The organism is Alkalihalobacillus sp. MEB130, from assembly GCF_032335535.1.
Classification (GTDB): domain Bacteria; phylum Bacillota; class Bacilli; order Bacillales; family Bacillaceae_D; genus Halalkalibacter.
In genome coordinates, this window is sequence record NZ_JAOANA010000013.1 from 26,774 (window position 1) to 47,952 (window position 21,179).

Below are 21,179 nucleotides of genomic sequence, written 5' to 3' on the forward strand. Positions count from 1 at the left end.
ATGAATCAATTCTAGAAAGGAGATCGTAATGAGCCTTCCTCAAAAAAGTGTTTTAACACAACAATTAGTTTTGAAAATGCTTGAAAAAGCGATTGAAAAAGCAAAAGAACTAAACATCAAGATTAGTATTGCGATTGTAGATGACGGCGGGAATTTATTCGGTTTTTTGAGGATGGATGGGGCAAAGCTCCTTCCAAGTAACATTGCTCAAAATAAAGCTTACACTGCGGTAGGATTTGGTATTCCTACAGGTGATTGGTACGGTAGAATACAAGATAAACCAGCCTTATTGCATGGAATTGTTCATACCGAAAGAATGACGATTTTCAGTGGTGGGCAACCAATCTATGCTGGAGATGATCTTCTTGGTGGAATTGGTGTGTCTGGTGGAACCCAGGAACAGGACAACGAATGTGCGTTAGCTGCTCTAAGTGTGCTTCATACATTAAAAGACTGACTCCATTTATGCTGAGTCAGTCTTTTTCCTTTATAGTTTAATACAAATATTTTTCAATTCACTATAAAACTCAAAGCTGTGCATACCACCTTCACGTCCAATACCACTTTGCTTCATTCCGCCAAACGGCGTACGCAAGTCACGTAAGAACCATGTGTTTACCCAAATGATGCCAGCTTCCACTTCGTTGGCTACACGATGAGCACGGCGCAGATCATTTGTCCAAATCGATGCACTTAACCCGTAATGAGAATCATTAACTTGTTCTAGTACTTCTTCTTCCGTATCAAATGGGATAACCGTTACAACTGGTCCAAAGATCTCTTCACGAACACAACGTGCATTGCGATCGAGACCCGTGATGATCGTCGGCTCGATATAGTAGCCTTTCTCAAATCCTTCTGGACGACCACCACCAATTTGAATCGTTCCACCTTCTTCTCTAGCTAAATCTAAGAAACCTAGTACACGCTCATAATGCTCTTTTCCAATCATGGCACCAATTTTTGTTTTCTCGTCAAATGGATCTCCAACAACAAGCTCTTTCGTTTTCGCAACAAACTTCTCAACGAATTCATCGTAAGCAGCACGCTCAACATAAATTCTAGATCCACATAAGCAAACTTCCCCTTGATTAATGAAGCTTGATTTAATTGTTGTTTCTAGCACTTCATCAAGATCTGAATCGGCAAAGATAATGTTCGGGTTCTTTCCACCTAATTCATAAGAAAGTTTTTTTAGCGAATTCGCTGCTGCTTTCATAATTGCCGTACCTGTTGATGTTTCCCCAGTAAATGTTATGGCATCTACATCTGGGTGTTCTGTTAATGCAGCACCTGCTGATTCAGGACCGAATCCGTGAACAACATTTACTACACCATCAGGAACACCAGCTTCTTTACAAATTTCAGCAAGAACTGTTGCAGTCATTGGTGTCCACTCAGCTGGTTTCAAAACCGCCGTATTTCCAGCAGCCAAACAAGGAGCTAACTTCCAAGTTAAGAGAAGCATTGGTAAATTCCAAGGATTGATTAAACCAACAACCCCTACTGGTTTACGAACAGCATAGTTGATTGCTACATCATCATGCTGGTACGCTTCTGTTCCCATTGTAGTCATATAATCCGCGAAGAAATGGAAGTTATATGCTGCACGCGGAATATCAATTGTACTTGATAACCAGATTGGTTTTCCTGTATCTAAAGATTCTAAACGAGCAAGCTCATCTTTTCTTTCTAAAATTAAGTCACCAATTTTGCGCAACACTTTCGAACGCTCTGTAAGGGGCATCGTTTTCCATGGACCGTTTAGAGCCTCTCTTGCAGCAGATACCGCAAGGTCAATTTCTTCTTTACCACCTTCAGCTACGGAACCAAGCACCTCTTCATTAGCTGGATTGGTATTCAAAAAAGTTTTCTCATTTGCTGAATCCACATAGCGTCCATTAATAAAATGTCTACAATCAATTCCTGTTACCGTTACTGTTTCCATTCTCAATACCCTCCCATAACTATATTTATTTACTTCTTACGTATACCTTACTTTAAATTTGTACCATATAAAACACTCAAGTTCCTCTATACGCAACATCCGGAAAATTTAATAAATCTTTATAACAGCTATATTTCACACACTTATTAGCAGAAAAAACAAATAAAACAATTAATTTCCCTAATCAAATGAAATCAATCTGATATAATCTAGTAATAATAAAGTAAAATAAGATAAAAATGGATTGGTGGAATGAATGATGGAAAAGAAATTAATCAGTGAATCAAAAGTTGTTCGAACAAGTCGTGTATTTCCTAATGATGTTAATAACCACAATACATTATTTGGCGGGAAGTTAATGAGTGATGTTGATATGATTGCTTCAATATCTGCCACAAGGCACTCAAGGAAAGAATGTGTGACAGCTTCTACTGATTCAGTTGATTTCCTTTCTCCAATTACTCCTGAGGATTCTGTTAACTTTATTTCTTTTGTGACTTATACTGGAAAAAGTTCAATGGAAATTTTCGTCAAAATTATTGCGGAAAATTTGTTAACAGGACATAGAAAAATTGCAGCAACGGCCTTCTTAACCTTTGTCGCGCTTGATGAATCAGGAAAGCCTACTGAAGTGCCACAAGTTGTCCCTGAAACAGACGAAGAAATAAAATTACATGAAACTGGGAAAGAAAGAGCTGAGAAGCGGAAAGCTCATCGTGCAAGGAGTAAAGAGTTAGCTAGTTTTATTACAACAGCAAAGCCCTGGCAATAGATCTCTCAAAAAAAGGAAGGCGAACACACATGTGTCCCCTTCCTTTTCGTTTTATTTTAATGTGGAACAGAAATAGAAACCTCCATCTCTTTAGGACTTCTAAAAGGGATAGCATCACTAACCAATGGTTTGTCACTCACCCCACTCCCTCTCGGTAATATCGATCCATTCCCAATAAAAGCAACATATCCATATTTTTTTAATAATTCTCTAATAGCCTGTTGCTGATCAATTAATTCCACTGCTTCTTTTAATTCATTCTCCCTTATAACGAATACAGAGTTCATGATTACATCTGACAGCAATTGAAAAAAAAGTTTTTCTGCTTCTTTAGCTAAAACTCGTCGCCCATTCGCTGGCAGTCCTACCGACAAACAAATCGTCACTTCATTCTCTTCTATTTGAACAGCAGTCCTCTCCATCACCTTTTGATTTGGAATATCAATCGTGACGATTCCACTTTTCCCAGTACCAGCTACCCGATTTTTTATTTTCATTAATGCAGTATGAACTTTCCTTACAAGTAGGTCCTCACAACAAACTTTGCGATAAGAGGTGTTCTGTAAAATGATGAGAGATTTCTGTCTTTTTTCTAGGGATAACGATCCTTACTTTGGAGGGACTAGCAAATGGATCCCCTTGAACATAATCAATATGTAGCAGGTATGTTTGAAACGCATACTCTCCTTGAATGTCTTTATATGCTTTATATCCTTTTTGATCAATTTTATTTAATTTGTCTTTCAGTACGTTCACAATGATTCCTCCTGCTTTTCTTCAACAAATTGTAGCATTTCTTTATTTGGTCCTCTAAACCTCATTGTCTTTCGTCCGTTCATACCCTTTTTCACAGGACCCATTTCCAAATGTATTCCTTTTTTATTACACATCATGATCACTTCGTTAATATCGTCTACTACAAAGGCTACATGATTAACTAGTCCATTCTCGAAATAAATATCTGGTGTTTGGCGATCAAGAATAAGTTCAATGTCAAATTCACGTAACCCTTCATGACTTAAAAAGACAAGCTCTTTATCACCACGATCTAACCTAGCGCGAACACTAAAACCTAAAATATCCTTATAAAAAGAGACTGATTTTTCCATATCTTTTACCATTATCCCTACATGTTCGACTCTTTTAATCATTTCTTCACTCCTCACGTTTCCCTTTTTTACAATTAAGCAAGGATACAAGGAAAAAGTAAAGTAATTTGGATTTGGATGAAAAAAAGTACGTCTCTAGGAATGTAGACGTACTTGAATAGCTTATTATAGTTTTCCTGTTAGAAATTGAGCTTCACCCAACCCAAAGCTCCAATCTGCATCTCCATTAGTAACAATATTAATCATAATATCATTTGGTTGGATACCACACTTTTCACCAAGCTCTTGGACCAATAATTCATACAACTTTTGTTTTTGCTCTTCTGTTCTTTGCTTACTTGTTACACTGATAACTACGACATGTTTGCTACGCTCAAAACCTAACCCTGTATCTTCTATAATCATTTCATGAGCTCGGTGCTGATGAACAATTTGATAGCGATCTCGCTCAGGTACATTAAACGCTTGAACCATCGCACTGTGAGAAGCATCTAATAGCGTTTTAATTTCTTCTTCCGTTCTTCCTTCTATTAGATCAAATCTTAGTAAAGGCATGCGCCCTTCCCCCTTTTCTTCTTTGGATAAAAGCCTTATGCTGACAAACTTTTCTCTTCTTTGTTCATTTTTCCACGTACATAGTAAATTTATAACAAAATACTATGAAAAAGCACTGTAGAAAACGTTACCCTATTAACCGAAAAGACAAACATCTATATACGTATCTATTCTATTCTTTGCCTATTAGACGGATAGCAATACCTGTTGGATCTTGAACAAAACACTGTTTATCATTTTCCTCCAAGATAGGTATTCCATTTCCCTTCAACTGCCGTATAAGCTTTAACCATTCTTCTCTAGTAGGTAGTACAATCGTATAATACGAAATTCCAACGCTATTAGCTCTTGAGATTGCATTGGGTCCTGCCCATACATTCAAACCTATATGGTGGTGATAACCTCCAGCTGCCAGAAAAAGCATCCCCATTTTTGTCATATTTCCAACTGTCACATCAAAACCTAACTGTTTATAAAACTCTTTACTTTCAGCTAGATCATGTACATGAAAATGAACATGTCCAATCTTGGTTTTCTCAGGAAGCCCTTTCCATGTTAGATTTCCCGCTTCTCTTATTAACCCCTCCCCATCAATTCTTTCTGTCACCATCTTGTAATTCGTATCATCAACTTTTATCCAGCCTGTTTTTGGACGGTCCCAATAAATTTCAAGTCCATTGTGATCTGGGTCGGCTAAGTAAATCGCCTCACTAACAAAGTGGTCAGCTGACCCAATTTCTAATCTGTGCTCAATGACATGTTTTAAGAACGCACCTAAATTTTTGCGCTCCGGTAACAAAATCGCAACATGATAAAGACCAAGCGTTGAATTAGGAGGATAGATTTGAGCATTGGGCTCTTCTTGTAAAATAAGTAGTGGTTCTTTCCCATCAGCTGTTAGTTGCACAACATCCTCGTTCCTTGTCAAAATGGTCAAACCAATTATTTGCTCATAAAAAACTAATGAGCGTTCCAGATTACTTACTTTCAGTTGGACTGATCCCAACTCAGTATCAGGATGTAATTGAAAACCCATCATATCTCCTCCAAAGTTTCAGTTCGTATTAGTAGTATATAGATGGAAGGCACACAAAAGTCAATTAAAAAAGGGTTGTGCTTTTTTACACTACCCTTTCTTCACTTATATTTTAATTGACTGTTTCTTTCTTTGCCTAAAAAAGTAAAGTTCCGTAAAGCCAATTTCTTTTAACCGTTGCTGAACCTCTTCAAACTCGTCTCCTACTCGTTCAGGATCATGAGCGTCAGATCCGAATGTCACACCTACATTATGATAAAGAGCTCGCTCTAATATATCATCTTCAGGATACCAGCCGCCTGAATCTTTCGTTTTACCAGATGTGTTAATTTCGATAACTTTCCCATACTCTCCAACAATTTGAAGCGTTTGATCTAGAGTCTTAATCTCTATATTAGAAAAATCCGGATAAAAACCTTTCATCGCATCAATATGACCAAGTATATCAAACATATCACTACTTGCTGACTGCTCTATAAGAGAAAAGTACCTTTCTTTCAACTGTACCTTCTCTACATTCGTTAATCCATCCCAGCGACCTTTTCTAAAAATACTAATGTCATCCACGTAATGCACAGAACCTATAATATAATCCAATGGCTGCTCTATTAAATGACGCTTATACACATCAGCCTGTTTCGGAAAAAAATCACTCTCTATTCCAAGTAAGACCTCAATTTGATCTTCATATTTCTTTTTTAATCGTAACACTTCTTGAATGTACATGGAAAATTCCGATTTAGCCATTGTAATTCCGGGGTAAGGCTGGTCTTCACTTCTGTGAAAGTAAGGTGCATGATCTGATATCCCAATCATTTTTAACCCTTTATGTACCGCAGCTTTTATATAATCTTCAATCGTCCCTATCGCATGACCACACATTTTATTATGCGTATGTAAGTCAAACTTAGGCATATTTTCTGTTGTCATAATAACTCCTTTCCATTTTACCCTTATTCTATATTTGGCTATTGTACGTCAATTTTCCTTTCAGCATACAAGGGCTAACTTTGCTTTTCCAACATTGATATTTTTACCTCTAAAAAAATGCCTCATCCATATTTCAGGAGTTCGAGGCATTTTATGCGTTAGTATATCATTTTCATCATTTCGGAAGCGAAATACTATCATCTGGTTTTTCTTTGCTTTCCCGAAATTTTTTAATTAGCGGAAGAACGAGAGAAAGAACAATTAAGATGATGAAAAATAACGAAATAGGTCGTTGGAAAAAGATCAGCAAACTCTCATTTGAGAGAACGAGAGAGCGTCTTAATGACGTTTCTGCTAAAGGACCAAGTATAATTCCAATTAACATCGGTACAACAGAATACCCATATTTGGGAAGGATATATCCAACAATCCCAAAGAAAAGAGCAAACCATACTGATCGCATAGAATTATCATACGCAAATGATCCAACGAGACAACAAACGAGAACGATTGGAAATAGGATGGATGCTGGTACACGAGACACTTTTGCAAATTGCTTAATCGCTAACTTAGCAACAATAAATAAAATAATATTGACTAAGATAAAGCCAATCATGATCGTGTATACTAATCCTCCATGATTTTGAAATAACTGTGGTCCCGGTTGTAATCCTTGTATTAATAAAGCACCAAGTAGTACGGCTGTTACGACATCTCCTGGAATTCCTAACGTCATCATTGGGATAAGTGTAGCGCCTGTTGTACCGTTATTTCCTGCTTCAGAAGCTGCTACCCCGTCTAGATTGCCTTTGCCATAACTATCAGGATCTTTTGAAACCCGTCGCGCTTCATTCACAGCTAAAAAAGAAGAAATTGATCCTCCGGTACCGGGAATGGCCCCAATGATGACTCCTATTAAACTAGATTTTAAAATCGTTTTTCGAAACGGAATGACATTACGCCAGCCGAACCCGTTGTCATCAACATCCCCATTTACCGAGAGTTTATTTATTCCTATTTGACTTTGTTTTAATATTTCCGAAATTGCAAAGAGGCCTAGCAATGCAGGTATTAAGCTAATTCCAGCCATTAAAAACATCGTATCAAATGTCAATCTAGTATTTCCATTAATTGGATCAATCCCAACTGTGGAAATAAGAATTCCAAGACATGCCATGACTAAACCTTTTGCTAAAGACTTTCCACTAACCGCTGCAATAATCGTTAAACCAAATAGCGCTAATGTGAAATATTCTGGCGGCCCAAATCCTAATGCAAATTTAGCAATTTGTGGGGCAACGAACAGTAATACAACTCCACTAAGTAATCCTGCTATAACTGAGGCATATAACGACATCCCAAGAGCTTGGCCTGTTTTTCCTTTTTGAGTTAGAGCAAAACCATCCGCAGCTGTAGCTGCTGATGCCGCTGTTCCTGGTGTATTCAGCAAAATGGCTCCAATGGAACCACCATAAATGCCAGAGCAATAAACAGCTAGAAGCATTAAAATTGATAATGCAGGGTCCATGCCGAACGTAAAAGGTAGGATTAATGCGACGGCTATCGTAACACTTAACCCAGGCATTCCGCCTACGACAATCCCAACTACTACCCCTAGTATCATAAACAAGATAATCTTAAGGTCAAATACATGCGTTAGTGCATATAAAACATTGTCTAACATTTTATCCCTCCTTATAAAAAGATTCCTGATGGAAGATTTACCTTCATAAATACTTTTATCCCAAAGTAAACGACAGTCGTAACAGCAATTGGAACAATCAATATTTGGTATTTATTCCTATTACCGAGTAAAAGCATGACACCGAGAACAAAAAGATACGTTACGATAACAAAGCCTAAATACGGAATTAAAACTGCCCATAAAACTAACAAACTAAAAATAGCAAATACTTTTCCATATTGCTTTTGATCTAGTGTTCGAGACTTTTCTTCTTCACCTGTTTCCTCAGATGTCATATCTTTCTTTATAAATTCAATAACAATAGATATCACACTTAAAATGACAATGAACCATCCCATTAAATAGGGTATAAATTGCGGGTTAACGTAAGAGCGACTTCCCCCACTACTAATCTGGCCGGGTATAATTAAGAGCAACACGAAACCGAAAATGAGCATAACCAGCGGTGGTATGGCCGCTTTCACTTTTGTAGTCATTTCTTACCTCCTATAGAGGAAACCGCCAAACAAGTTGTTGGCGGTTTCTATTGATTTTGAAGAACGAACCTATTCGTCAGCTAACCCAGATGTTTCAACGACTTCTTTGTTCACTTCAAATTTCCCTTGAAGTAATTCAGCCAACCCATCTGAATCACGGTAATCAGGAGTAGCCATAATTTTCTTGAATGTTTCGTCTGCTGCTGGATCTTCCATTGCTTGTTTGAAGATATCGTGTATAATGTTACGGACTTCTTCTGGCATGTCACGTGGTCCCGCTACGAAGAAACTATTTGTAAAAGCTGGAATACCATATTCTGTTACAGATGGGATGTCCGGGAAGTCAGGGTGTCTTTCAAATCCAAAGTATAAAAGACCATTAAGTTCTCCACTTTCTAAATATGGGAGCACATCGCTTTCTACATTATGAACTGCATCTATGTGATCACCTAACAAGGCTGCTCTAGCAGGTGCAGTACCTTCAAATGGTACTTCAACAAAATCAACTCCTGTTTCTAGTGCGACTGATCTCATTGCCACAGAGGATACAGAACGGGCACCTGCTGTACCAAAATCAACATGATTCTCTTTCCCATATTCTAGTAAGTCTTCGTAACTTTCAATTTCAGATGTTCCATTCACGACAAGAAAGTAACTATCAGTTGTTATATTAATAATAGGAGTTAACCCTTCTAAATCTTTGTACGGCGTATCACCAAAATGTGGAGTAAGCGTTAGCGGACCACTAGGTGACATAAGAATGTTATAACCGTCTGGATTATGATTCATGACTTCGGCAGCAGCTACGACTCCACCAGCACCTGGCTGATTGACAACAACAATATTTTCATTATTAGGAATGTAATCTTGAGCTAGCTCCACAACAGCACGAGCTAAGACATCAGTTGCTCCGCCTGCTGCAAACCCTACATTAAGATTAATTGGTTTTGTAGGAAAATCTACCGTTACTTCTTCCTCTTCTGCCTCATTCGTTGTTTCACTAGGTGGCGCCTCAGCACTTTCTCCAGAGCTTGTTGATTCTGTTGATCCCCCACAAGCAGTTAGTACGAAAAGTAGCATCAAGACAAATGCTAATAATAATGTTTTGATTTTACCTTTTCCCATGGTATTTCCCCCTTGAAATATCAATTCTTTTTTACTTGCTATCCTTCCTTCTCTTTCCTTTCCTCCTTCTATTAAATTGTAGTCTATAAAACAATTTCTTAAAGCACCAAGTGAAAGCCCTTACATTTTCCATCAAATTAATAAGAATTTATTAAATCCCTTTCTATAAAAATAATACAATAATTCTGACATCTGGTTCTACCTTCACCGTGTAGGAACTCTCTATTCATTAGTCCTACATTTGTAGGGGAGGAACCTCTCAATCTTATTTTTCGAAGGCTTCTAATATAAAGCCTCAAACAATAATACTTTATTTTTCACTCTACTTCTTCTCTTGTTGTTGGCTAACTATGTCTTTAAGTTTTCCTTTTTGAATCTTGCCACTAGCAGTTACCGGAAAATCTTTAACAAATACAACTTCTGAAGGTACTTTATAACTAGCTATCTGCTCTTTCAAGAAAGATTTTATTTCATCAGATGAACACTGTTGACCGCTCTTCACCTTAACGATCGCATAAACAAGTTCACCTAGCACTTCATTCGGAACCCCTACAACAGCGCACTCCATTACTTTTGGGTGTTTAACTAATAATCCCTCTATTTCCTGTGGATAGATGTTATATCCACCACGTATAATCATTTCTTTCTTACGGCCTACAAATCGAAGATAGCCATCCCTATTTAACATACCTAGGTCTCCCGTATAATACCAACCATCATCATCCAAAACTTGTTCGGTTTGCTCTTTCATTTTGTAATACCCTTTCATCGTGCCAAAACTTTTACAAGCAATTTCACCAATTTCACCAATTGGCAATGGTTCACGGTTTTCATTTACAATTTTCACTTCAACCCCATCGATTGGCTTTCCAACTGTTTCAAAATTAGCTTCGTCTTCATGATAATCAGTTATTGTAACTGTACCGGTTTCCGATATTCCAAAAGAGATTAAGAGATTAAGGCCCATCTTCTCCCGAACAGCTTTTACCGTTTCTGGTGGACACGGAGCTGCGCCAACCATCCCTGTTCGTAACGTTGATAAATTGTAATTAGCAAAATTAGGATGATTTAATTCCATTACAAACATAGTAGGAACTCCTTGATGTATTGTCACCTTTTCTGATTCTATAAGTTCTAATGTATGTTCTGGTTTAAATCTCTCTTGCAAAACAAGCCTAGCCTGACACGAAAACGCAGCCATAAGATTACAAGCGATTCCAAATATATGAAAAAGGGGAGCAGGCACGATAAAAACATCCTCGGATGTACATTGTAAGCTCGTTGCAATTGCAATCCCAGATTGGACAATACTGCGATGAGGAAGCATAACCCCTTTGGGTATTCCCGTCGTACCTGAGGTATATAATATACAAAATATATCATTGTTTGCATCAATTACCGGAAGCTTGATCTCCTCTTTCTCTTCACTATGAAACAGAGAGTCATATGAAATCGTATGTTCACTCTCAAACCTAACGGAAATAATTTTATCTACCATTGATTGAAGAGAAGGCAGTTTAACCATTTCTGTAACCTTTTCACATAAGAATAGAAATTTAGGTTTGGCATTATTTATAATGTAGGTTATTTCGTGTTCTCTATAACCGGGATTAAATGGGACTACAATTGCACCTAGCTTCGCAACAGCAAAGAAAATAACGGGTGTTTCGTTCCAATTAGGTAAGCAGACGCCTATACGATCGCCCTTTTGGACTCCCAAGTTTGCTAAACAATAGACTAACTGTTTTACTTGATCATCCAACTGCTTATATGTGATTCGTTCATTTAGGTCATAAAGAGCTTCTCGATTCGGATTCGCTTCTACTGCTTGGGTTAAAAGTTGAGAAACAGAGATACTATTATCCTTTACAATCATTAACTTCCCTCCAGCCTCTCTTGGACTCTCCAAAAGAATTCGAAATACTCTGATAAAACAAACAAGATAGCAGAGCAAATTTGTTGATTCATTGGAACTTTACTAGTCGTCTTAACTTCCCGATAAGTGATTCCTCAAGATCTTTTTGTTTTATTTTCCCACTCCCTGTCATTGGAAGTTCGTCTAAGAAAACAATGTAATCAGGAATTTTGTATGATGCTACCTTATTTTGAATAAAGCTCTTCATTAATTGTTCATCTTCTTTGTGACCAGGTCTTAACTTAATTGCTGCACAAATAACATCACCTAGCACCTCGTCTTTAAATCCTATAACAACTGCCTCTAATATACTTGGGTGTTGACAAAAGTAGTGTTCTATTTCTTTTGTAAACACCCTCTCCCCCTCATGAATCATCATTTCATTCTTACGTCCTAAAATTCTTACATAGCCTTTCTCATTAATCGTTCCAAAATCCCCTGTATAAAACCAACCTTCATGATCAATGACTTCATTTGTTTTCTTAGGTAATTGAAAGTAGCCTTTCATCACACCAACACTTTTAACAGCTATCTCTCCTATTTCACCAAAAGAAACCTCTTCTCTTTTATGATTCACGATTTTGATTTCAATTCCTTGAAGAGCCTTTCCTACTGTTTTAGAGCGAAGGAGATCTTCATCATCAAAATTGGTCATTGTTACACCTGCTGATGTTTCAGTTAAACCATAAGACACAACAATGTCGCACCCCATGGCTGTACGAATTTGTCGAACGAGTTCTTCTGGACATGGTGCAGCTGCAATAATTCCCGTTCTTAGTGATGATAAATCGTACTTTTCTAAATTAGGATCGTTTAACTCAAGAACAAACATGGTAGGTACTCCATGATGAATAGTTACCTTTTCTCGCTCAATAAGTTTTAAAGCTTCACTCGCCTGAAATTTTTCCATTAAGACTATTTTCGCGTTAGCTATAATTGCCGATAAAATACCTGGAACGAAGCCAAAGACATGAAAAGCAGGTACGGCAACAAGTAAAACATCTTCCTTTTTACATCTCAAGGCTTCAGTAGTAAGTTTTGCAATATGAATCACATTTTGATGGGTCAACATCACACCTTTTTGTTTTCCAGTCGTTCCAGAAGTATAGAGGATTGTAAACACATCTTCGATTGGATCGATGTCCACTTCAGGAAGGTGCTTTGCTGAACCAAGTTCTAAGAGCTCGTTAAACGAGAGATAACCCTCTGTTTCTGAACGAACCGTGAATATATTTCTAAGAGTCAATTGGTCATTCTCTCTTTTTAAGTAGTGCTTAAACAGATCGATGTGTCCAAATTCATCTGTTAAAAATACCGTGTTAGCCCCACAGCTTTCTAGAATGTACTCTAATTCTTCATTATTAGATCGAGGGTTACAGGGGACAAAAACTGCTCCGATTGTTGCTAATCCAAAATAGATGACGACAAATTCGTACCAGTTTGGCAAACATGCCAAAACGCGGTCCCCTTTTTCCACTCCTTTTTGAGTTAGCGCTGAGGCTAATTTTTGGACATCATCACGAAGTTGTTGATAACAGATTCGCTTCGTGCCATCATATACGACCTCTTTACTTTGGTGAGATTTCGTTATTTGATCTAATAAGTTAGACAAAGAAAGACGTTCGTTCATAATGTCCCCCTATTTTTAGAGGCGCTCCCAAATTGCCGCAATCCCTTGACCACCACCAATACATAGGGAAGATACGCCGTACTTTTTCCCTCTACGTCCTAATTCACGAATTAAAGATAACGTAATCCTTGTTCCAGACGCTGCTAGTGGGTGACCTAGTGCGACAGCTCCTCCATTCACGTTTCCGATAGTAGGATCAAACCCTAGTTCTTTTTGACATGCTAGATACTGAGCAGAAAATGCTTCATTAATTTCAACTAAGTCCATATCTTCCATTCTCATTCCAGCTTTTTTCAAGGCTTGCAAAATGGCAGGTACAGGCCCAATCCCCATCACTTTTGGTTCTACTCCTACAACTGCATAAGAAACTAAACGGGCTAATGGCTTTAGTGCATTTTTCTCTGCATATTGAGAAGACGTTAAGACAGCTGCTGCTGCTCCATCATTGATCCCACTAGCATTTCCTGCCGTTACTACCCCATTTTCTACAAATCTAGCTTCTAGCTTACTTAACTCTTTTATTGTAGTGTTTCTCGGATGTTCATCCGTATCAATCACCACGTCACCTTTTCTCTTTTTGATGGTTACGGGGGCAATTTCTTCCTTGAAATAGCCTTTATCCATAGCTGATACTGCTCGTGCGTGGCTTAATTGAGCATGTTGATCTACTTCCTCGCGAGTTAATTCATACTGCTTTGCTAAATTTTCAGCTGTTACAGCCATCGTACAATCTCCATAGGAGTCGTAGAAGGAATCCCACAACCAATCCTCTGCTCCTGTTTGACCTAGCCCTAGACCCCAGCGAGCTCCTCGAATGACGTGAGGGACCTGACTTAAATTTTCCGCACCACCAGCTAAGGCCACTTGAGATTCACCTGTCTGAATAAGTCTTGCAGCTTGAACTATCGATTCTAATCCCGACCCACAGAGACGATTCACAGTTAAGCATGGTGTGGGAATAGAAACACCCGCTTTTAACCCTACATGACGTGCTATAACGTGAGCATCCGTACTAGATTGCATTACATTTCCAATAAAGACTTGATCTACTTCTGTTGCGTTAATTTGAGCACGTTTAATAGCTTCTTTAGCAGAAATTGCTCCTAGATCCGTAGCTGTAATCTCTCGAAAAGAACCACAGAACTTAGTAAAAGCTGTCCTTGCTCCATCAACTAAAACCACTTCATTTTTACTCAACTCTCATCATCTCCTCGTAGATCCTATAAAATTCAAGAAAAAACAGAATACATTCCTTTTCTTAACCAGCTCAATAAGGAAAGAATTTTTATTCTCCTGTGAGCAGTAAGGTTAGCCATTCACTAGTCCATTAATCCAGTCCTACTCCTCCTCAAATAGACATTTACCTTTCTATAGTTGCATTATAGGATAATCTGTTTTCTAAGAATACCTTCACTATGTAGGAAACTTTGATTCATTTTCCGCCTTTTTGTAGAAATTTTACTAGTCAGTAAGAAAAAGAAGCAAGCTCCCACTAAAAGGCCTGCCTCCTTGTTCAATACAACTTATGATTCCTGTTTCTACGTAAGAGCTGTATTTGAGTAGTAAAGGTCATATAATTTGTAAGCCATCATTAAATCAAAGCGGTGTTCAGCAAAATTAAGGGATACCTCCAATAAACTTTCAATTTTCTCTAAACGGTATAGAAGTGAACTTCTGTGAATATATAGTTCATCTGATGTTTCTTTAATGCTTCCATTATTGTTTAAATAAACTCTCAACGTATGAAATAGATCCATGCTTTTCCCTTCTGAATATTTAAGCAATGGTTCCAAGTGTTTTTGAATAAAAAGGGTAGCGATAGAGGAGTCTTTTAAATGGTGTAATAGCGTATAGGACCCTAATTCCTCAAACATCGCAAATCCTACATTCGAGAATCGGTGGGACACGACGTTAAGTGCTTGTACAGCCTGTTGATACATTATGAAGTAATCATTGATGACTTCGGTCTTCCCACTTATCCCTATTAAGATCTTGCTTTTGTCTCCTTCAAGCGCTAACCATTTTTTTATTTCTTCATATAACTTTGCCCAGTATACCTTTGGTTTCTCCTTTTCTTTTTCTATTGGAATAATTAAAATAAATTCCCCTTCTTTGTTCGCAAATAGAATATCTTGATCATAAAATAAAACTCTAGTTTTTATTTGATCCCATAACAATGATTTCTTCGCTTGATGTTCTAATATGTTATCCTTTGTTCCTTCTTCGAGAAGATCGATGGATAAGACAGCAACCCGGTGTTGATGAAACAAATTCCAATTAAATAGATTGGCATACTGAATAATACTTTCCTCATCTTCAATTTTCTCTACAAGCAACTTAGTAATAAAACTATCCTTCACTTGCTCCTTTGCATCTAAGACAATTTTCTGTTTAATAAATTGAATGGATGCTATGTTTCTAGCGAGATCAATGCTTAATTTAAAGAAATCATCGATCTCTTCTCCTGTAATGTCAATAGCTAAATAGCCTAATAAATCACTCCCACCATTAACTGACCATACCCCCATATTCCTATCATAATCTACCGAAAACCATAGATCTCTATTCTTTTTTTGATAAACCTCGAATGTTGCTAATTCCATGAGTGTATGTAATTCGTCTTCGGCTACATCAAATAATTCATAGGAAATCGGTCTCATAAATCGATCGAAAATCATAACGGTCTTTGAAAAGAGTCTGCTAAGAGTAAAAACAATTCCATCGAAAGTGTCTTTTTCTACAGTCTCCTTCACAAGAGCCTGTTGGTAGTCCAGTAAATGATGAAGTCGTTGCTTATGATCTTTTTCATTATTGTACAGGCGGGCATTTTCCAACATAGCAGCCACATGATTTGAAAGCAGCTCTAAAATTTCTTCATCCTCTTTTGTGAAGACTAAGCTTCCTTTGTTCTCTACATGTAAAACTCCAATCGTTTTTAAATCAATTACTAAAGGGACAGTGAGCTGAGGTCCCCCCGGAGTTTCTAAGTAAGGGAAATATTCTTTCAGAACATAGTTTTTTTCTATTAATATTTTGTTCAGTCTTGTTTTTTCTCCATATGCTGGTGTTTGGAGAATAAAACAGTTTTCTCGCTCATTATATAAATAGATACAAGCAAACTGTGCATTTGTACCTTTTCCAGCTCGCTCCACTAATTTCCCTACAATTTGGTCCATTTCGGTATCCAACGTTAGATTTTGACTAATCCACTCGACACCCATCATTTTGTTTTTTTGAACTTCCTTGCGCCTTGATAATGAAATTGCTACCGCAACATCCTTCCCAAACTCTTCGAACACCCTATTCATTTCATCTAATAGAGGGACATAATTCATAAAGCCGATAATACAAAAACCATAGGTGTTTGTATCGTCTTTTAAAGGAACAGTGAACCATGTCAGTATGTTTTCTTCCAACAGCAACTTCGAGAATTCACAAATGGTGTCCTTATCCACCTTATCAAAAGTAATGCTTTTATTTAAAAAAGTAGGAGAACAGTTCTCTATTTTGATTGGGAACGATTCTGAAATAGAAACACAACTGCCACTCCAAACTTTTGAGATTAAATAATTACCTTCTTTCAAAACAATTCCAACGAAATCACATTTTAATTCGGATCTGGATGAATCAATTAAATATTGTAATGTTTCTTCTTCTGTATCAAATTTCACGAGTTGACGGGCAGTGATTCGCAAATGGTTTTCTATTCGTTCAAATAGCTTTTCGCGTTTAGTGAGCTTCATCATCTTTTCGCCCCTTTTGATTAAAAATAAGAAATGCAAACTTATTAACCGCTTTCATTTTTTTCGTTCCAGCACATTACCTTAATCATACTATTCTTCTATTATAAATCTTTTCCTTTAATAATCTATATATAATAATTTCAACATACTGAAATAGTCCTTAGGATTTTTAGAATCCTAAGGACTAGAATATCTACTTTAATTGGTCTACTTGTTGAATGAGTTTGGCTTTCATTTCAAACCGTGGTAGTGAGCCTTTTGGTACTAGTTGAACGTCTGACGTAAAGGTTAACTTAGAGCGCAGCACTCCTTCTATTTCTTTTTTCAAAACGGTTAATTCATTCTCTTTCAAATCTGGTTCATGTTCAACTTTAATAGACAATGGAGGATGAACCAATGGTGGTTTTTCCTCAAGGATAATACTCATTTCACCGTTTGTTCTCGGTCTAAAACTATTTATGACATCTTTGATGGCTGATGGAAAGACGTTCACCCCTCGTATAATCAACATATCATCGGTTCTACCCACACATTTTAGTCTAAAGCTTTTTCGGCCACATTTACAAGGTCTAGTATCAACTTGAACGAGATCTCTCGTTCGAAATCTAAGTAGTGGGGAACACTCTCGATCAATAGCTGTATATACCAGTTCACCTTCCATATGATCAGATTGAGGCACAACTTTTCCTGTTTCAGGGTCAATAATCTCACAAATAACATAGTCGGATGCAACGAAGTGCATTCCTTCCCGTTCTTGACACTCACTAAATAAAACTGGGGCCATATCCGCATTCCCCATTGCCTCTACTACTTTCGCACCCCAATCTTGTTGAATTTTATTTCTCACCTCAGGGAGGCCACCACCTGGTTCTCCTCCCACTGAAATGATTTCCAATCCGAGATCACTAGGTTCAAAATCATAGTTTTGCCGAACATATTCTGCTAAATAACTAGCATAGGAAGGTGTACAAAACAACACATCAGCATTGAAATCTTGAATACTCTGTATCACCCTATCTGAAGCACCCGTTCCTATTGGTATAAACGTCGCACCTAGGCGCTCAATACCATCTTTCATTGAACTTCCAACAAAAAACGACAACCCCATTGCAAAGACAATTCTACTATCTTTCCGAATTCCATGAGTATACAAGACCCGAGCAAGTATTTCTGTCCATACGTCGTAATCATGCCTAGTTATTCCAACATAGGTTGGGCGCCCTGTTGTTCCCGAAGATGAGTGAACACGAATAACATCTTCTAAGGATACAGCTGCATGTCGCCCTAATGGTCCTTGTACACGCTGACTTTCTCTAATTTCATCCTTATACGTAAAAGAAAGTTTTTCTAGGTCTTCTATGCAAGTAATATCCCCAGGTGTTAAAGAAAGCTGCTCAAACTTTTCACGGTAAAAGGGAGAATGGTTATAAACATATTGAACTTGTTTCCTAAGTTTTTCCTCTTGAAGGTCGATTACATTTTGATAAGGTTCATTGAATTCCGTTTGTTTTTTCATATGGCGCCATTCCCTCCTTGTTTTGTTTGCGTTTTCATTTTAAGGATACTTTGTGGATTCTAATGAGATATTGATAGAATACATAGTGTCTACTTCAAGATCTCTTTCGCAATCACGACTCGCTGTATTTGGTTTGTTCCTTCATAGATTTGCATGATTTTTGCGTCTCTAAAATACTTTTCAACACCGTACTCACGAATATAGCCATATCCGCCAAATATTTGTACAGCATCCGTTACAACTTTCATCGCTGTATCTGAGGCAAAACATTTAGCAAACGAAGCAGCAGTAACAGATGGTACTCCTTCTTGTAATAAATAGACTGACTTATGAACAAGCAATCTCGAAGCTTCAATGGTCATCGCCATATCCGCCAACATAAATTGGATACCCTGAAAGTCCGATATTAGCTGACCAAATTGCTTTCTTTCTTTTGCATAAATTAATGCTTCCTCATAAGCTCCTTGTGCAACTCCCAGTGCCTGTGCACCAGCCATCGGTCGTGCGTGTGAAAGGGCCTGCATAAATATTTTAAATCCATCCCCCAAACTTCCAATGATGTTTTTTTCTGGCACTCGAACATCATTAAAAGTTACAGACGCTGTATCAGACGATCTTAACCCTAACTTCTTTTCTTTTGGCCCTATCGAAACTCCATCAGAATCTCGTTCCACAATCAAAGCATTAAAAGATTTTGATCCTCTTTCTCCTTTTAATTTTGCTAATACAACAAAAAAGTCCGAGTGCGTAGCATTTGTTATAAAACATTTCTCTCCATTTAAAACATACTCGTTTCCCACTTTTTCGATGTTTGATGACATCCCCATTACATCACTTCCTGATTGGGGTTCTGTTAAAGCAAAAGAAGCATACTTTCCATCATGTGTAAGGCGGCTTAAATATTTCTTTTTCAGCTCTTCACTTCCACCAACGAGAATAGGATAAGCTGACAACGAATTCGCATCAGCTGATGTAGCTATGCCTGCACAACCTCTTGCCATTTCTTCAATAATGAGGGCATGTGACAACTTATCGATCCCCGGTCCTCCATATTGTTCTGGAATTCCTAGATTGAATAAGCCATACTCTCTCAATTTCTCCATCACAACCACTGGAAAGGCTTCTTCTTCGTCATATTTTCTTGCCACTGGCACAATTTCTTTATTTACAAATTCTCTAGCCATTTTTTTTATAGCTACTTGTTCATCGTTTAAAGTGAAATTCATCATTCATTCCTCCACTAGCAAAATCTTACTAGTCAAACAAGTGTTTTAATTCCTTACATATTCTTGGAATAAACCCAATGTCCATTAACCAATTCCTTCTTACACTCACCTTTGTTTACTAAGTACTCAAGATGTGACAACGTTTCTCCTAACGCAAACCGTACTTGCTTCGTATGATAATGCTTAGGAAACATATCCTCACACACTTGAGAAGCCGTCCTAGGAACCTTAATAAGTTCCAATACCATAGCTAACCTATCCATATGATGATGCTCTAACTCTTCAATTCTATCTTTTACATTTTCAAAAGGATTTCCATGAGAAGGTATTACATAGTCAACCTCAAGTTCTTTCACTTTAGAGAGAGATTGAAAAAAACAAGCTAATGGATCTTGCTTTCCAAACAATTTATAGCAGATATTAGGACTTACTTTTGGCAAAATATGATCTGTGGAGAAAAGAATTTTTTTCTCCACATTATACAAACAAAATAATCCATCGGCATGTCCAGGCGTGAATATCGTTTCATATTCGTAGTTTCCAAACTGTATTTTCTCTCCTTCTTTCAAGTACGTCTCAACCTTAGGAATGTTAGTGATAAGAGGTGATATATTGGTAAGCTCTTGTACTTTATTTGGAGGAAGACCATTTTCTTCATAATATTTTGTTAAGATCTTCGTTCTTTCTGTTCCCCATAGTTGATCAATAAGGAGTGCCTCATCCTCGGTCATCGTTATTTGTGCATCCGTTAACTCCTGTAACTTTGCTGCACAGCCAAAGTGATCTGGATGACTATGGGTAATAACAATATTAGTCACATTCTTACCGTTAAGATTTTGTACCCATTTCCTTATTGTTTTCTCACTCTCCAAACCAGCATCAATGATAACCCACCCGTCACGACCTTTAGCTAGAAAACAATGAACATGATCTAACTGAAAAGGGAGATCAAATGTAATTTTTTCTATTCCTAATTGATTCAACAGCGAAATCACCTACTTTTGTTTAATGAAAAGAGACTAAACACACACCCATAAGGGATTGGCTAGTCTCTCCATTCCTTCACACTCTTTTCTCATCTAACAGCATGGCGTTCTCACGAAGTTTCTCTGGAACAGGAATTGCTTTTGGCTTGCCTTCGAAAGTAGTCCAAGCACGTACTTCACTGCCAATAGCAATGATAGTCTCGCCCCTTTTAAAGATATGTTCTAGTTTAATAACTTTATTGCGTAATTCTGTAATCGTAGAAAATATCGTTACTTGATCTTCAAAAAATAGTGGAGTCTTAAATTGACAATTTGCTTCTAGTAATGGCATGCCGATTTTTTGTTCTTCAAATAGAGTAGATGGTTTAAAGCCAAGTTTAGCAAAATAGTGATGGGATGCCTCGTTCATCCACTTATAAAAATTAGGAAAAAAAACAATTGCAGCTGCATCTGTATCTCCCCATTTTACTTCGAATGAATATTCAAATGTCTTCAACATTACCCCTC

General features: G+C 37.5%; 20 protein-coding genes. 2 read left to right on the forward strand and 18 right to left on the reverse strand.

All coding sequences use genetic code 11. The features are described 5' to 3' along the window. Positions 1–28: 28 nt before the first annotated feature. Positions 29–457: a GlcG/HbpS family heme-binding protein gene (locus N0O92_RS13865; protein ID WP_315615267.1), complete on the forward strand. Its 429-nt coding sequence runs from the start codon at positions 29–31 to the stop codon at positions 455–457. Between the two features lie 30 nt (positions 458–487). Here the strand turns inward: N0O92_RS13865 and N0O92_RS13870 are convergent, their stop codons facing one another. Further along, complete coding sequence (locus N0O92_RS13870) at positions 488–1,948, reverse strand: aldehyde dehydrogenase (protein ID WP_315615268.1); 1,461 nt, start codon at positions 1,946–1,948, stop codon at positions 488–490. Positions 1,949–2,207: 259 nt separating this feature from the next. Here N0O92_RS13870 and N0O92_RS13875 point away from each other — a divergent pair, with 259 nt between their 5' ends. Beyond that, positions 2,208–2,720 carry an acyl-CoA thioesterase gene (locus N0O92_RS13875; RefSeq protein WP_315615269.1) on the forward strand — a complete coding sequence of 171 codons (513 nt, stop codon included), beginning with the start codon at positions 2,208–2,210 and terminating at the stop codon, positions 2,718–2,720. 56 nt (positions 2,721–2,776) lie between these two features. Here N0O92_RS13875 and N0O92_RS13880 read toward each other — a convergent pair whose 3' ends face one another. From N0O92_RS13880 to N0O92_RS13960, 17 genes are all read right to left on the reverse strand, one after another. Further along, positions 2,777–3,292, reverse strand: a complete 516-nt coding sequence (locus N0O92_RS13880; RefSeq protein ID WP_315615370.1) for an ABC-ATPase domain-containing protein — start codon at positions 3,290–3,292, stop codon at positions 2,777–2,779. After that, the gene (locus N0O92_RS13885; protein ID WP_315615270.1) at positions 3,252–3,476 is read right to left on the reverse strand and encodes an ABC-ATPase domain-containing protein; all 225 of its coding nucleotides are present in this window, start codon (positions 3,474–3,476) and stop codon (positions 3,252–3,254) included. Before N0O92_RS13885 ends, N0O92_RS13880 begins: the two co-directional genes overlap by 41 nt. Then, the gene (locus N0O92_RS13890) at positions 3,473–3,871 is read right to left on the reverse strand and encodes a VOC family protein (protein ID WP_315615271.1); all 399 of its coding nucleotides are present in this window, start codon (positions 3,869–3,871) and stop codon (positions 3,473–3,475) included. Before N0O92_RS13890 ends, N0O92_RS13885 begins: the two co-directional genes overlap by 4 nt. Positions 3,872–3,994: 123 nt before the next feature. Next, positions 3,995–4,384 (reverse strand): tautomerase family protein, encoded by a 390-nt coding sequence (locus tag N0O92_RS13895; protein WP_315615272.1) that lies wholly within the window; start codon positions 4,382–4,384, stop codon positions 3,995–3,997. Positions 4,385–4,556: 172 nt separating this feature from the next. Next, positions 4,557–5,420 (reverse strand): VOC family protein, encoded by an 864-nt coding sequence (locus N0O92_RS13900; RefSeq protein WP_315615273.1) that lies wholly within the window; start codon positions 5,418–5,420, stop codon positions 4,557–4,559. Between the two features lie 105 nt (positions 5,421–5,525). Continuing rightward, entirely contained in the window at positions 5,526–6,350 is an 825-nt protein-coding gene (locus N0O92_RS13905) for a histidinol-phosphatase (protein WP_315615274.1), read from the reverse strand. Between the two features lie 175 nt (positions 6,351–6,525). Then, on the reverse strand, positions 6,526–8,034 hold the full coding sequence (locus N0O92_RS13910) for a tripartite tricarboxylate transporter permease (RefSeq protein WP_315615275.1): 1,509 nt from the start codon (positions 8,032–8,034) through the stop codon (positions 6,526–6,528). An 11-nt stretch (positions 8,035–8,045) separates the two neighbouring features. Continuing rightward, positions 8,046–8,531, reverse strand: a complete 486-nt coding sequence (locus tag N0O92_RS13915; protein ID WP_315615276.1) for a tripartite tricarboxylate transporter TctB family protein — start codon at positions 8,529–8,531, stop codon at positions 8,046–8,048. Positions 8,532–8,600: 69 nt separating this feature from the next. Continuing rightward, the gene (locus N0O92_RS13920) at positions 8,601–9,656 is read right to left on the reverse strand and encodes a tripartite tricarboxylate transporter substrate binding protein (RefSeq protein ID WP_315615277.1); all 1,056 of its coding nucleotides are present in this window, start codon (positions 9,654–9,656) and stop codon (positions 8,601–8,603) included. 322 nt (positions 9,657–9,978) lie between these two features. After that, positions 9,979–11,532: a class I adenylate-forming enzyme family protein gene (locus tag N0O92_RS13925; protein ID WP_315615278.1), complete on the reverse strand. Its 1,554-nt coding sequence runs from the start codon at positions 11,530–11,532 to the stop codon at positions 9,979–9,981. Between the two features lie 88 nt (positions 11,533–11,620). Then, positions 11,621–13,201 (reverse strand): class I adenylate-forming enzyme family protein, encoded by a 1,581-nt coding sequence (locus N0O92_RS13930; RefSeq protein ID WP_315615279.1) that lies wholly within the window; start codon positions 13,199–13,201, stop codon positions 11,621–11,623. 15 nt (positions 13,202–13,216) lie between these two features. Then, entirely contained in the window at positions 13,217–14,398 is a 1,182-nt protein-coding gene (locus tag N0O92_RS13935) for an acetyl-CoA C-acetyltransferase (protein WP_315615280.1), read from the reverse strand. Positions 14,399–14,739: 341 nt separating this feature from the next. Further along, positions 14,740–16,944: a helix-turn-helix domain-containing protein gene (locus tag N0O92_RS13940; RefSeq protein ID WP_396334521.1), complete on the reverse strand. Its 2,205-nt coding sequence runs from the start codon at positions 16,942–16,944 to the stop codon at positions 14,740–14,742. Between the two features lie 193 nt (positions 16,945–17,137). Beyond that, positions 17,138–18,460: a phenylacetate--CoA ligase family protein gene (locus tag N0O92_RS13945; protein WP_315615282.1), complete on the reverse strand. Its 1,323-nt coding sequence runs from the start codon at positions 18,458–18,460 to the stop codon at positions 17,138–17,140. Between the two features lie 89 nt (positions 18,461–18,549). Beyond that, a complete protein-coding gene (locus N0O92_RS13950) occupies positions 18,550–19,689 on the reverse strand; it encodes an acyl-CoA dehydrogenase family protein (protein WP_315615283.1) in 1,140 nt (379 codons plus the stop codon). Between the two features lie 50 nt (positions 19,690–19,739). Then, positions 19,740–20,669: an MBL fold metallo-hydrolase gene (locus N0O92_RS13955; RefSeq protein WP_315615284.1), complete on the reverse strand. Its 930-nt coding sequence runs from the start codon at positions 20,667–20,669 to the stop codon at positions 19,740–19,742. Positions 20,670–20,748: 79 nt separating this feature from the next. Continuing rightward, positions 20,749–21,168, reverse strand: a complete 420-nt coding sequence (locus N0O92_RS13960; RefSeq protein ID WP_396334514.1) for an acyl-CoA thioesterase — start codon at positions 21,166–21,168, stop codon at positions 20,749–20,751. Between the last annotated feature and the right edge of the window lie 11 nt (positions 21,169–21,179).